At 69.6% G+C, this 12,517-nt stretch carries 13 protein-coding genes; 10 read left to right on the top strand and 3 right to left on the bottom strand.

The annotated features are described in order from the left end of the window. Nucleotides 1-22: 22 nt before the first annotated feature. Together AUL33_RS22175 and AUL33_RS23045 are read right to left on the bottom strand one after the other, a co-directional pair. Complete coding sequence (locus AUL33_RS22175) at nt 23-1,465, bottom strand: DNA polymerase Y family protein (protein WP_374754428.1); 1,443 nt, start codon at nt 1,463-1,465, stop codon at nt 23-25. A gap of 253 nt (nt 1,466-1,718) precedes the next feature. Then, entirely contained in the window at nt 1,719-2,690 is a 972-nt protein-coding gene (locus AUL33_RS23045; RefSeq protein WP_374754426.1) for an ImuA family protein, read from the bottom strand. A 653-nt stretch (nt 2,691-3,343) separates the two neighbouring features. On the opposite strand from AUL33_RS23045, the gene AUL33_RS11940 reads away from it, so the two are divergent. Both AUL33_RS11940 and AUL33_RS11935 read left to right on the top strand, forming a co-directional pair. Beyond that, complete coding sequence (locus AUL33_RS11940) at nt 3,344-3,802, top strand: Rrf2 family transcriptional regulator (protein WP_062207941.1); 459 nt, start codon at nt 3,344-3,346, stop codon at nt 3,800-3,802. A 25-nt stretch (nt 3,803-3,827) separates the two neighbouring features. Then, nucleotides 3,828-5,237: an FAD/NAD(P)-binding protein gene (locus AUL33_RS11935; protein WP_062207938.1), complete on the top strand. Its 1,410-nt coding sequence runs from the start codon at nt 3,828-3,830 to the stop codon at nt 5,235-5,237. 21 nt (nt 5,238-5,258) lie between these two features. Here AUL33_RS11935 and AUL33_RS11930 read toward each other — a convergent pair whose 3' ends face one another. Then, on the bottom strand, nt 5,259-5,645 hold the full coding sequence (locus AUL33_RS11930; RefSeq protein WP_062207935.1) for a helix-turn-helix domain-containing protein: 387 nt from the start codon (nt 5,643-5,645) through the stop codon (nt 5,259-5,261). A gap of 252 nt (nt 5,646-5,897) precedes the next feature. Here AUL33_RS11930 and AUL33_RS11925 point away from each other — a divergent pair, with 252 nt between their 5' ends. The 8 genes from AUL33_RS11925 to AUL33_RS11890 all read left to right on the top strand — a co-directional run bounded on the left by AUL33_RS11925 (nt 5,898) and on the right by AUL33_RS11890 (nt 12,480). Continuing rightward, a complete protein-coding gene (locus AUL33_RS11925) occupies nt 5,898-6,380 on the top strand; it encodes a hypothetical protein (protein ID WP_244492156.1) in 483 nt (160 codons plus the stop codon). Nucleotides 6,381-6,409: 29 nt separating this feature from the next. Further along, nucleotides 6,410-6,796, top strand: a complete 387-nt coding sequence (locus AUL33_RS11920) for a hypothetical protein (RefSeq protein WP_082652533.1) — start codon at nt 6,410-6,412, stop codon at nt 6,794-6,796. Then, nucleotides 6,796-7,251 (top strand): hypothetical protein, encoded by a 456-nt coding sequence (locus AUL33_RS11915; RefSeq protein WP_244492153.1) that lies wholly within the window; start codon nt 6,796-6,798, stop codon nt 7,249-7,251. The genes AUL33_RS11920 and AUL33_RS11915 overlap by 1 nt, the downstream gene beginning before the upstream one ends. Then, nucleotides 7,223-7,777 carry a hypothetical protein gene (locus AUL33_RS11910; RefSeq protein WP_156419383.1) on the top strand — a complete coding sequence of 185 codons (555 nt, stop codon included), beginning with the start codon at nt 7,223-7,225 and terminating at the stop codon, nt 7,775-7,777. Before AUL33_RS11915 ends, AUL33_RS11910 begins: the two co-directional genes overlap by 29 nt. Before the next feature lie 177 nt (nt 7,778-7,954). Continuing rightward, a complete protein-coding gene (locus AUL33_RS11905) occupies nt 7,955-8,242 on the top strand; it encodes a hypothetical protein (protein ID WP_062207925.1) in 288 nt (95 codons plus the stop codon). 66 nt (nt 8,243-8,308) lie between these two features. Next, nucleotides 8,309-8,914, top strand: coding sequence for a phosphatase PAP2 family protein (locus AUL33_RS11900; protein ID WP_062207921.1), 606 nt, complete (start codon nt 8,309-8,311; stop codon nt 8,912-8,914). Nucleotides 8,915-9,514: 600 nt separating this feature from the next. Further along, nucleotides 9,515-11,389 carry a TRAP transporter large permease subunit gene (locus AUL33_RS11895; RefSeq protein WP_062207919.1) on the top strand — a complete coding sequence of 625 codons (1,875 nt, stop codon included), beginning with the start codon at nt 9,515-9,517 and terminating at the stop codon, nt 11,387-11,389. A 71-nt stretch (nt 11,390-11,460) separates the two neighbouring features. Beyond that, nucleotides 11,461-12,480 (top strand): TRAP transporter substrate-binding protein, encoded by a 1,020-nt coding sequence (locus tag AUL33_RS11890; protein ID WP_062207916.1) that lies wholly within the window; start codon nt 11,461-11,463, stop codon nt 12,478-12,480. Nucleotides 12,481-12,517 lie beyond the last annotated feature (37 nt).

Here is a 12,517-nt window from a genome sequence, read left to right as displayed (position 1 = left end):
CGCGGCTCCTCCGCCGGGGCGCTCACGCGAAGAGGCCGTGCAGGAACCAGCCGGGCACCGGGCTGGAGGCCAGCGTCTCGCGGAACAGCCAGTAGCGCCGGCCGTGATCGTCCTCGACGCGGAAATAGTCGCGCTCCGGTCCCGCCGCCTCGCGCCACCATTCGGGCGCGATGCGCTCGGGCCCCTCGATCCGCCCGACGCGATAGAAGGCGCGGCGCCAGCGAAACTGGCGGATCGGCCCGTCCGGCACCTCGGCGGTGGCCTCGACGAGTTCGGGCGTCTCGAAGAGGCGCAGCGGCCGCGCGCCCCTATCGAGCCGCAGGTGCGCGGGAACGGCGAGCGCCGGCGCGCATAAGTGCCGGGCCCGCTGCTGGGCCCGCTCCGGCCGGTGCGAGGCGACGTCGCCGAGGCCGAAGACGCAGGCCTCTCCGAGCCGGGTGCTCAACCGGTCGAGGAGTTCGGCCAGCGTCTCCTCGGGGGCTTTCGGATCCTCGCCAAGATCGCTCTGGCGCTCCGCCATATCCTCGGTGGCCAGTACCGACAGGCGCACGAGATCGTAGCCGAAGCCGGCGTCGATCTCGTCGCCGGTGGCCTTCAGCCGTTCGGTGAAGAGACGCTCGATGCGGACGGGATCGCGCAAGGGCGCGCCGGTGCGCACCATCAGCCGCTCCACCCGGCCATCGACGCGGAACAGCGCGAGTTCGAGCAGCCGGGCCCCCTCGCCCCGCCGCTCCAGATCCTCGCGCAGCCGCGCGGCGAGATGGCCGGCGAGACGCAGGATGTCCTCATGCAGGCTGACGGGCTCGAACAGGCGGCGCTCGTGAATCACCAGCGGCACGGGGCGGCGCGGCCCGATCGGCCGGCGCGAGGCGCCGACGGCCTCGTCCAGCCGGCAGGCGAGATCCGCGCCGAAGCGGCGCGTGAGCGCGGCGCGCGGCAAAGCGAGGAGATCGCCGACGCATTTGAGGCCGAGCCGGTGGAGCGAGCCGGCGAGCGCGGGGTCGAGCCGGAGCGCGGCAAGGCCGAGCGCCTCCACCGCGGCGCGCTCACCGCCAGGCGGGACGCTCAACCGCGAAGCGCCGGAGGCCATGATGGCGCTCGCGGTGCCCGCCGTGGAAGCCACCGCCGCCTCCGCCGCAAAGCCCTGCGCGGCGAGCTTGGCGAGGAGATCGTCCATGAGCGCCTGCTCGCCGCCGAAGAGATGGGCACAGCCGGCGATGTCGAGGAGCAGCGAGTGCGGCCCGTCGAGGGCGACGAGCGGCGTGTAGCGATCGCACCAGTCGGCGACGGCTTCGAGCAGGCGCGCGTCGGCGGCGGGGTCGCCCGGCACGAGGTCGAGCGCGGGATAGCGGGCGCGGGCCTCGGCCACCCCGAGCCCGGGCCGCAGCCCCAGCGCCTCGGCTTCGGCCGAGACGGCCGAGATCCGGTCGGCACCCTCGCGGCGCTCGAACAGGGCGAGCGGCACGAGCGCACCGGCGGCCGGCAGCGGCGCGGGGCCGCCGAGACCGAGCGCAGCGCGAAGCGGCGGGCGATGGGCGCTGCCGGCGGCGACGGGCACCGGCAGGAGAGCGCCCTGCGCCAAGCCGGTGGAGCCTGCGCCGAAGGATGCCTGCGGAGCCTCGGCGAAGCCGGACGGGGGGGACCGGCGCGCATCGCCGGCGCGTCCCGCGGCGCTGGCGGTACCCTGAACCTCGCGAATGATGCGAGGCGCGGCGACCTCACCCCAAGCGTCGGGCGCCACCGAGCGCCAAGACCGGCCGAAGCGTTCGCGCCGGATCCGGTCGCTCGGCAGGCGTCGAAGCGACAGCGACAGGAACCGCGGCGGCGGGGTCTTCGAAGCGTCGGTCATGGCTGTTCCATTCGATGAGCATGTGGTCGGAGCGGCCGTCGCGCGATTTCTCGACGGCAAGGACGAAGCGCGGGCGGCCGATGAGCCGGGGGTCGGCAAGGCCGTCCACCGGCGCGGCGCGGCCGGGCGAGAGATGAAGCCGCAGCGGCGCGGCGGTGGGCTCGGCCTCGGCGCCCTGGCGCAGGAGCAGCACGGGTCGCCCCGCGTCGCGGGCGCGGGTGTGCAGCCGCCGCGTGCCCTCGAGCGAGAGGCGCGCGGGATTGCCGCGCAGTTCGAGGATGGTGAGCGCGGCCGCACCCGAGCGGGCCGCCTCCTCGCCGGCCCAGGCGGCGTCCTCCAGCCGGCGCGTGCGCACCACGACGAGCGCATCGGGGTCGAGCCCGAAGCCGGCCAGGCCGGGACGATAGGGCAGCCCGGCCTCGCCGAGCATGGCGGCGGGGGCGATCCAGATCAGCGGACGGCGCGCGGTGGCGCCGAAGAGCACGGCGAGCGCCAGCGCGAAGCCGAGGCCAGCGCCCCCGTCGCGCACCGCGTCGATGCGGATCTCGGTGAGCGCGGCCCGTGGAAACCCGCCGCCGAGAAGGCGATCGGCTTTCGCGATTCCCGTCGCCAGCCTCGCGGCCCGATCGGAGGGAGAACTAGGATGACGGTCCTGATCCGGCCGTCCCACGTCTCGCGGCGGCGAGGCTTCGAGCCGGGCGGCCGGGACCCCCTCGATCCGGCAGATGGCCGCGCGCAGCCCCTCCACGAGCGACGAGCGGGACGGCGGGGATGCAAGAGAGCCCGAATCGATACCGGTCTCGATACCGTGCCCCGCCTTCCATGCATTGTCAGGCGACAAGTCGTTGCAATCCATGACGTTTGCCGGCATCGTCCGCCCTGCGGTTCCCGGCATGGAACGCGATGGCGACCGCCGGTCTCCCTCCCATCCAGACGCCATGAAACCTCCCGTCGCCGATGCCGCGCATCGTCGTTCCGCTCAAGGGATCAGCAAAACTGTTCCCTCTATGTTCCCCATGGATTCCAGAGCGCCTAAGACGAGTCAAGCAGCCTGGACGTATGATTATTTTCCTGTGGAGAAGGAACAGAATCTTGTGGAGCGTTTGCGGGTCATCCCGCTCGGCGGGCCGTCGCGGCCCATCGAGAGCTCGCCCGGCGGAGGAGACGGGCATCGCAACATTCAATCGGGGCCGTGTCCCGTTCGGTCGAGCAGGCCCCTCTTTCGATACGTCGATCCCGACCCGTCGATCGACCCGAAATGGCGAATGTACGGGCGTCCGATGCACCCCGTCTTCCGAAGGGCGTAGAACACCCGGCTTGCATTCTACAAAGATTATAGACAATGATTTGAGATCGCAGCCTGCGCTTCCCTCCTGCCACGAGGTTGCCCGATGCCCATTCCGTCCTTCCCGCTAGGCACCGGCCCCGCCGATCATTATATCTCGTCGATAGACGAGGATCGCCGCGATCCCGTGCAGACGAGGCAGCCCCGCGATGCTCACGATGAAAGGCAAGTATGGGCTGAAGGCCATGCTGCATCTGGCCGGCGCCGAGCCGGGGCGCCTGACTCTCTCGGAGGAGATCGCGACGGCGAACTCGATCTCGAAGAAATTCCTCGACACGATCCTCGGCGACCTGCGCAATGCCGGCTTCGTCCACGCGCGCAAGGGCCGCAACGGCGGCTACGCGCTGGCCCGCACGCCGCCGGAGATCCGGGTCGGCCATATCCTGCGGGTGCTCGACGGACCGCTCGCGCCCATCGCCTGCGCCAGCCGCACGGCCTATCGGCGCTGCGACGACTGCGGAGATGTGGAGCGCTGCTCGGTGCGGCTGGTCATGCTGGAGGTGCGCAACGCGATCTCGGCGATTCTCGACGAGAAGACGCTGTCCGAGCTGAAATCGATGCCCGCGCTTCTCGACGCCGCGCCGGAGGCCTGGGCCGCCACCGCCTGACCCGGCCCTTGCAGGAGCGCGCGGCATGAGCGCGAGCGGACGAATCCTCGTGATCGGCGGCGGCGCGAGCGGCACGCTCCTCGCTGCCCATCTGCTGGGCCTGCCGGGCAGCCGCCTGCGCGTCACCCTGGTCGAGCGCCGCCGCGAGATCGGCCGCGGCGTCGCCTATTCGACCGATGACAGCGACCACATCCTCAACACCCGCGCCGCCTCGATGAGCGCCTTCCCCGCCGATCCCGAGCACTTCTGGCGCTGGCTGGTCGACAACGGCCACGCGAGCGACCCCAACCGCAGCTGCGCCGACCCGTTCTGCTTCGTGCCGCGCCAGCTCTACGGCCGCTATCTCGAAGGGCTGCTCGCGCCCTATCGCACCGGCAGCGGCGACGGCCGGCTCGACATCGTCACCGGCGAGTGCGTGGGCCTCGGCGTCAGCGAGAGCGGCGTCGCCGCGCAGATGGCGGATGGCAGCGACCTGATCGGCCATGCCGCCGTGCTCGCCACCGGCCACGACATGCCCGGGCTCGAACCCGGCAGCCTTCATGGCGACGCCTGGGGCTCGCCCGAGCACAACGGCATCGCGCCGGACGACACGGTGCTGATCGTCGGCACCGGCCTGACGATGGTCGATGCGGTGATCCGGCTCCTCAATGCCGGGCATCGCGGGCGCATCGTCGCGCTGTCGCGCCACGGCAAGCTGCCGCAGCCGCACGCGCGCAACAAGCCGTTGCCCTTCGACCCCGCCGATATCCCCTTCGGCACCGAGATCTCGTATCTGTCGCGCTGGTTCCGGCGCACGGTCGCCTGGGCTGTGAGCGAGGGGCGCGACTGGCGCGACGTGATCGACGGCATCCGTCCGCACACCGCCGCGCTCTGGACCTCGCTGACGCCGACGGCCAAGCGCCGCTTCCTGCGCCACGCCCGCACCTTCTGGGACATTCACCGCCACCGCATGCCGGCGGAAAGCCGCGAGCGGATTTTGGCCGCGCAGGCTTCCGGCCAGCTGGACATCCTGGCGGGCCGCCTCCTGTCGGCGACCGCGACGCCCGTTGGGGGCGAAGCGACGATCCGCAGCCGCAGCGACGGCGCGATCCTCGTCCTGCCGGTGCGCCGGATCCTCGCCTGCACCGGCACGCTGCGGCCCGACCTGCCGTTCCGCACGCCGCTTCTCGCAGCGCTCGAAGCCGGCGGCACGATCCGGCGCGATCCGCTCGGCCTCAGCCTCGACGTCGACGACGACAGCGCCGTGCTCGGCGCGGCCGGCACGCCATCGCCCCGCGTCTTCGCGCTGGGGCCGCTGACGGCGGCGAAATTCTGGGAGGTGACGGCGGTGCCCGATATCCGCGTCCAGTGCGCGGGGCTCGCCGCCCGCATCGAGCGCCTGCTCGACCGCCCGGCCCCGGCGCTCGCCGCGCAGGCGGATGCATCGCGGGCCTGACGGCGCGTCGACGCGCGGGCCCTAGCGACCGATCGCTTCCGCCTGCGCCGTGCCTTCGAGCGCGTCGATGAGATCGCGCATGCGCCGACGCACGATCGGATCCTCGATCCGGTCGAGGGCTGCTGCCATCGTCTGGTCGAGCTTCGGCTCCGCTTCGGCCGCCGGGGCCACCGCCTTGTGACGGGGCATCAGCCCATCGAAGAACTCGGCGATCTCGATGTCGAGGATGCGGGCCACTTCCATCAGCGAGACCACGCTGATCCGGTTGAGGCCGCTCTCGTACTTGCGGACCTGCTGGTAGGTGATGTCCAGTTCACGCGCCAGGCTGACCAGCGTGAAACCCTTGCTCTCCCGCAGGTGCTTCAGCCGAGCGCCCACCACTTCGTTCAGTTGCTCGCTCTTCACCATCGGCTTTGCAGATTCTTCTTTTCAAGGTCGGCGCATCGGTTTCGAACCGATGTCGCCAGCCTGAAAGCAAATGCGGGCGTCCCAGTTCCTATCGTCAATCTCTACGGCCGAAACGCGGCAAATAATAGATCGCGCGACAATCGTTCGACTATCTTGATGCGCCCGACCACAACTCGTCTAGAACCATAAGTTCTACACAACCTTCCGGCGATAATTCCTATGTCATCTCTCCTGCAGACAAAGGTCTTCGAGATGGCAAAACGAACCGCCCTCGCCGCACTATCCAGCGGCCTTCTCGTCCTGCCGGCCCTGCCCTCTCCGGCCCTTGCGGCGACCGGGGCCGTCACCTTCAACGGCACGGTCACCTCGAGCTGCGCGATCACCGTGACGAACGGATCGGGCACGATGACCCCGGATCCGACGCTGAAGACTCTCAGCTCTCACAATACCGGTGGTTCTGCCGGCGCGCTGACGCTCACCACCACCGGGAACGTCACGGTGAGCCTCGACCCCGTCAGCGCCGTCAGCGTTCCCGCAGCTGATTCGACGGCGACGACCTGGGTGCCTTCCTATTCGATGACGGGTGCGCAGACCGTTCCCGACACGAGCGTGGCGACCGCCATCGCGGGCTCGGGCACCAACACGCTGGCCGTGCATCTAACGGGCACCAAGACCGGCACCAACACGTTCAAGAACGGCGCCTATGCCGCCACGGTGACGGTGCGATGCGAGTGAGGCGACACATCGTTCACCATCTCGCATGGGTGGCAGTGGTGTCGCTGCCGATCGTGGGGGGATGGGGGTCGGTCGCGGCGGCGCAGTCGATGTCGCCGATGCGCGGCGAGATCAAGAGCTTCTCGGACGCTTTCGCCCTCAAGGTCGTTCCCTCCAACCCCTATCCGCACCGCATCCGCATGGAGGTGCGCGTCTACGACCAGGATTTCCACGAGATCTCCGCCCGCGTCTCGCCGTCCGAGTTCGCGCTCGGCAGCCAGGGGTCGAGGCCGGTGACGGTCGTCGTCCCCTTCGACGGCGACCGGATGCGCAAGGTGCGCGTCTGTGCCGAAAGCGTCCCCTTTCCCAACGGTCAAACCCAGATCAAGGCACAGATATGCGGAAAATTTCTCGCACGAAGGCTGTCGCCGTTCTGATGGCGATCATGACCTTGCCCGCGACTGCGACCACCGCCCGCGGCGAGGACATCTACTATCTCAACCAGACCCAGAGCGGCTTCAACCTGCCCGGCGTTACGCTGCCCCAAGGGCAGGACGAGGTGCATGCCTCCGACGGCACGACCTGTCGCTCGGCGGTCGGCGGCTCCGGCGCCTATCTCGACGTCGGCGCCATCAACGGCAGCTCGAACCGCTCAGGCGAGGTCTCGACCTACGGCCGCGTCGTGATCCCGCTCGGCCGCAGCGGCAAGCGCCTCGACTGCTCGCAGCTCTACGAACTGGAGGTCGCGCGCCTGAAGATGGAACTGAAGCTCCTGCAGATGGGCATGGGCGGCGCCGTGGCCGAGGCGCGCCCGGCATCGGCCACGGCGGACGACCGGAACTGGGCGAAGGAGGGATGGAGCGATGACGGAACGCGCGCCGCCAAGCGCTAGCGCTGCGAAAGCGGCAACGCGCCGCGCAAGAGATGCCGCCAGCCGATGCTTCCGCATCGCAAGCCTCGCCTCGGTGCTCGTCCTCGCCTGTTCCGCGTCGGCGCGCAGCGCGGCGCTCGGCACCTGCACCATCGTCGTCGAGACGCCCGGCGTCCTCAAGGTCTCGCCCGATCTCAAGACGCTGTCCTCGCTCAATCCAGGCGGCTCCTCTGCGCGGGCGAAGGTCACGGCGCTGGCCGGAGGCGGCATACCCGCCCTCCTCTGCAGTCTCGGCCTGCCGTTGAACTGCTTCACGCTCAGCGTCGTCCAGCCGGCAGGCTTCACCGCCGCGCCCAACGCCGCCGACCCCACCGTCGCCTTCGCCGGCGGCTGGCGCACGCTCGGCTCGTCCAGCGCCCTCAATCTTCTCTCGGCCATCATTCTCAACGGCACCCAGTCGCTGGAACTCGATCTCACCGCGACGAAGGCGACGGGGGTGTTTTCGGCCGGAACCTATCAGGCCCAGCAGACGATCCGCTGCGAGTGAGACCGCGGCTTTCGACACCGTCATGGCTTGTGTCCGCGGGCTTTGAGAGGCATAGGCACGGCATGGCGGGAGAGCGTTCGACGAGCGCGACGACCGGTGCCGCGCCCCGCAACGATTCATTCACCATACGCCCGACCTTCCACGGATCCTTCGGCGATCGGGGGTATTTGAGGAAGCATGGAAGACATCCAATCGATCCACGAGACGCTCGAAGCCTGGTCCGCCGGACGGCTGAACGATGCCACGGCGATGGCCGCGGCAAAGGTCGAGAGCTTCGAGGATCTTCTGTTCTGCGTCGCGCTGGCCGGCCTGCCGCTGCCGCTCGCGACAGCTCTTCGCCTCGGCCTCGACGACGGGCTGCGCGGGCATCTGACGTCCGCCATGCTGGCCTGCGGGTTCGATGCCCTTCACATCCGCAAGAGCCTTTGGCTCGACGCGGCGACGCCGATCCGGTTGGCCGCCTGATCGCCTGACCCGTCCCGCCGTCCCCGAGGCGCCGGAACCGGAAGGCACGCCTCGGGTTGAGCGTCCATGACCCAAGGAACGACGTCGCCGCAGGCCGATCCCGAAACCAGCGATCTGGAAAAGGCCGATGTGGAAGCGGGCGCGAAGGCGGCGCGCAACCGGAACCGGCCGCTCGTGCGCCTTGCCGGAACGCTCAGCGAAATCGCCGATCAGCCGCAACTCGCCGTGGTCTGCGGCCTGACGATCCTCGCCGGCCTGCTGCGGCGCGACTCCCGCCTTGCGGCCACGGGCGTTCGGATGCTCGCGGCGCACGGCCTTGCCACATTCGCCAAGGGCTGGATCAAGGACCGGGTGAACCGCACCCGGCCGGGCGTCGCCGTGGAGGAAAACCGCTACGAGATGCGCCCCGGCACCAGCGAGGACGGACGCGATCGCTCCTTCCCGTCCGGGCACACGGCCGGCGCGGTCGCGGCGGCGGCTTCGCTGATCCCGCACTACCCGGCCGCGTCGGTTCCCGCCTTCGGCCTCGCAGCCGCCATCGCGGCGATCCAGGTGCCGCGCGGCCATCACTATCCCGGCGACCTCGCGGCCGGTCTCGCGATCGGCCTCGTCGCCGCCGGCACGGTCGATCTCGGCATCCGCTTGGCCTCGGCGATCGTGGCGCGGCGGTAGGCTGGCGGCCAAACGTCAGACCGCCTCTTCACCGACCTCTACAAGGTCCACAATATGGATCGATCCAGACCTCTCGATCGGCAGGCGCGGCATAGGCTGACGGACGCGTGATCATTGGGTGCGTCCGGTCGCTCGGCGCCTCTGGACAGGCCCGGTGTGAACGATCGGAGGGATGCTCGATCGACGTCGGGCCGCCATCATCCGCTTCGAACGCTTGAGATCACGACCTTTCAGGCTCCGGCTTCCCATCCAGAGCCGAGGATCCGCAGCGATCGGCATCGACGGGCGGCAAGACGCCATCACGCCTGCCGACCCGTCTTCCTTCACAAACCGGCCACCGGCGGCTTGTCATGTCGCGACGCTTCGTGCTCTGATTGCACCAATGCGAAGAACAAGGTCCATCCAATGGACCGATACGGCGGACAGATCGAATGATCGCCGCCGGGGGAGGAACGAAGGACAGCGCCGCCCGGCGTCGTCAACGGGATCGTGCAGCGCGGCAACGCGCGGCGGTCTCCAGCTCGCTCTGCACGGACGCCGACAGGCGATCCGGCCTCCCCGCGACAGTCGAGACCAGCGCGACCCGGGGGAGGACACGCGATGACGCTGAGCACCATGGTGGGCGACGATCCCGCCCTCGTCGCGGGCCTGGAAGGCGCCAGCGTGCAGCCGGGCTCGCGCTGGATGCGGCCGGTGGAATGGATCGCCGCCTCCCTTCTCACCTTCATCATCGGGCTGCTCCTCGTCGGCGTTCTCTCGCGCTACGTCTTCTCGACGCCGGTGATCTGGATCGACGAGGTCGCCTCGCTTTCCTTCCTCTGGCTGGCCATGCTCGGCGCCGCGATGGCGGTGGACCGCAGCGAGCACCTGCGACTCACCGTCTTCGTCAACCTGCTGCCGCCACAGGCTCGCGCCTTCGCCTCGACGCTCGCGCTTCTCCTCATGGCCGCCTTCCTCGCCGCCATGCTGCTGCCGGCGATCGACTACGCCTCGGAAGAGGCCTACGTGACCTCCGCCGCGCTGAACATTCCCATGAGCTGGCGCGCCTCCGCCCTGCCCTGCGGCATCGCGCTGATGCTGCTGCTGGCGGTGGTCAACGCGCTGCGCGACGCGCGCCCCTGGCTGATCCTCGCCGGCCTCGCGCTCATCGCCATCACGGCGCTCGGCCTCTGGCAGCTGACGCCGGTGCTGCGCGATCTCGGCAACTGGAGTATCCCGATCTTCCTCATCGGCTTCGTCGGCCTGTTCCTGGCGCTCGGCGTTCCCATCGCCTTCTGCTTCGGACTGGGAACGCTGGCCTTCCTCGCCTTCTCGACCTCGGTGCCGGTCTTCGTGATGATCGGGCGGATGGACGAGGGCATGTCCTCGATCATCCTTCTCTCCGTGCCGATCTTCGTGCTGCTCGGCTGCGTCCTCGACGCCACCGGCATGGGTCGCGCCATCGTCGAGTTCCTGGCCTCGCTGCTCGGCCATGTGAAGGCCGGCATGTCCTACGTGCTGCTCGGCTCGCTCTTCCTCGTTTCCGGTATTTCCGGCTCGAAGGTCTCGGACATGGCGACCGTTGCCCCGGCGCTGTTTCCCGAGATGAAGCGGCGCGGCCACGAGCCGCGCGAGATGATCGCGCTGCTGGCCACCGGCGCAGCGATGGCCGACACGGTGCCGCCCTCGATCGTGCTCATCGTGCTCGGCTCGGCCGCCGGGGTCTCGATCGCCGGCCTGTTCACCGCCGGCTTCGCCATCGCCATGGTGCTGCTCCTCATGCTGGCGGTGCTGGCGCGCTGGAAGGCGCGGGGCGAGTCGCGCGAGGGCGTGCGCCGCGCCTCTTTCGCCGTGATGGGCCGCACGCTGGTCATCGCCGCGCCCGCCCTCCTCCTGCCCTTCCTCATCCGCTCGGCGGTGGGCGGCGGCATCGCCACGGCGACGGAGGTCTCGACCATCGCGGTGCTCTACGCGCTGGCGATCGGCGCCGTGCTCTATGGCGGCATCCGCCCGGCCAAGCTCTATTCCATGCTGGTCGAGACGGCGGCGCTGTCGGGCGCGATCCTCCTCATCCTCGGCACGGCCTCGGCCATGGCCTGGGCCCTGACGCAGACCGGGTTCGCCGGCCAGCTCGTCGCCGCCGTTCAGGACCTGCCCGGCGGCTGGCTGTCCTTCATGGGCGTCACGATCGTCATCTTCCTCGTGCTCGGCTGCGTGCTGGAAGGCCTCCCGGCCATCGTCCTGATGGCGCCGATCATGTTTCCGGTCGCCCGATCGCTGGGGATCAACGACATCCACTATTCGATGGTGGTGGTCACCGCGATGAACATCGGCCTGATGACGCCGCCGATCGGCATCGGCTTCTACATCGCCTGCAAGATCGGCAACGTCTCGCCGGACGAGGCGATGCGCGCGATCTGGCCCTACATCGCGGCTCTCATGGTCGGGCTTCTCGCCATCGCCGCCGTGCCCTTCTTCTCCACCGCCTTTCTCTGATCCCACCCAGCGGACGGACGCACCAGAAAGCCCGCCGCCTCGAACCCGACCGACCCGGAGGAAACGACCCCATGACCGTCAACCGCAGGCATTTCATGATCGGCGCGGCCGCCACCGGCCTCGCCACGTCCTTCGCGATCCGCACGACGCCGGCGCGCGCGGCGGAGTTCAACTACAAGTTCGCCAACAACCAGACGCTGACGCACCCGATGAACGTGCGCGCCAAGGAGGCGGCGGCGAAGATCCAGGAGGAGAGCGGCGGGCGCGTCGCCATCAACATCTTCCCCTCCTCGCAGCTCGGCGCCGACACCGACGTGCTGGGCCAGGTGCGCAGCGGCGGCGTCGAACTCTTCTCGCTCTCGCCGCTCATCCTCTCGACCTTCGTGCCCAACGCCTCGCTGTCGGGCATCGGCTTCGCCTTCGCGGGCTACGACGCGGTCTGGCCGGCGATGGACGGCGCGCTTGGCGGCTTCGTGCGCGGCGAGATCCAGAAGAAGGGTCTGCACGTCCTCGACACGATCTGGGACAACGGCTTCCGGCAGATCTCCTCCTCGCGCGGCGCCATCGCGACGCCCGCCGATCTCGAGGGCTTCAAGATCCGCGTGCCCGTCAGCCCGCTCTGGACCTCGATGTTCTCGGCCTTCGGCGCGGCGCCCGCCTCGATCAACTTCGCCGAGACCTACACCGCGCTGCAGACCGGCATCGTCGACGGGCAGGAGAACCCGCTCGCCATCCTCTCCACGGCCAAGCTCTACGAGGTGCAGAAGTTCGTCTCGATGACGAACCACATGTGGGACGGGTTCTGGATCCTCGCCAACCGGCGGGCCTGGGCGGCGCTGCCGGAGGATTGCCAGGAGATCGTCTCGCGCAACTTCAACGCCGCCGCCCTGCTGCAACGGGCCGACGTGATGGCGCTGAACCAGTCGCTCCAGGGGATGCTGGAGGGCAACGGCATGGCCTTCAACGCGCCCGATCCCGCGCCCTTCCGCGAGAAGCTGTCGAGTGCCGGCTTCTATGCCGAGTGGAAGGGCAAGTACGGCGACGAGGCCTGGAAGATCCTCGAAACCTCGGCCGGCCACGCGCTCGGCTGAGGCGGACCACGGGCGGGAGCCGCGCGAGTGGAGCATC

The sequence above is a fragment of the Aureimonas sp. AU12 genome (assembly GCF_001463705.1).
GTDB lineage: Bacteria > Pseudomonadota > Alphaproteobacteria > Rhizobiales > Rhizobiaceae > Aureimonas.
This window is presented reverse-complemented; position numbering and strand designations above follow the sequence as displayed.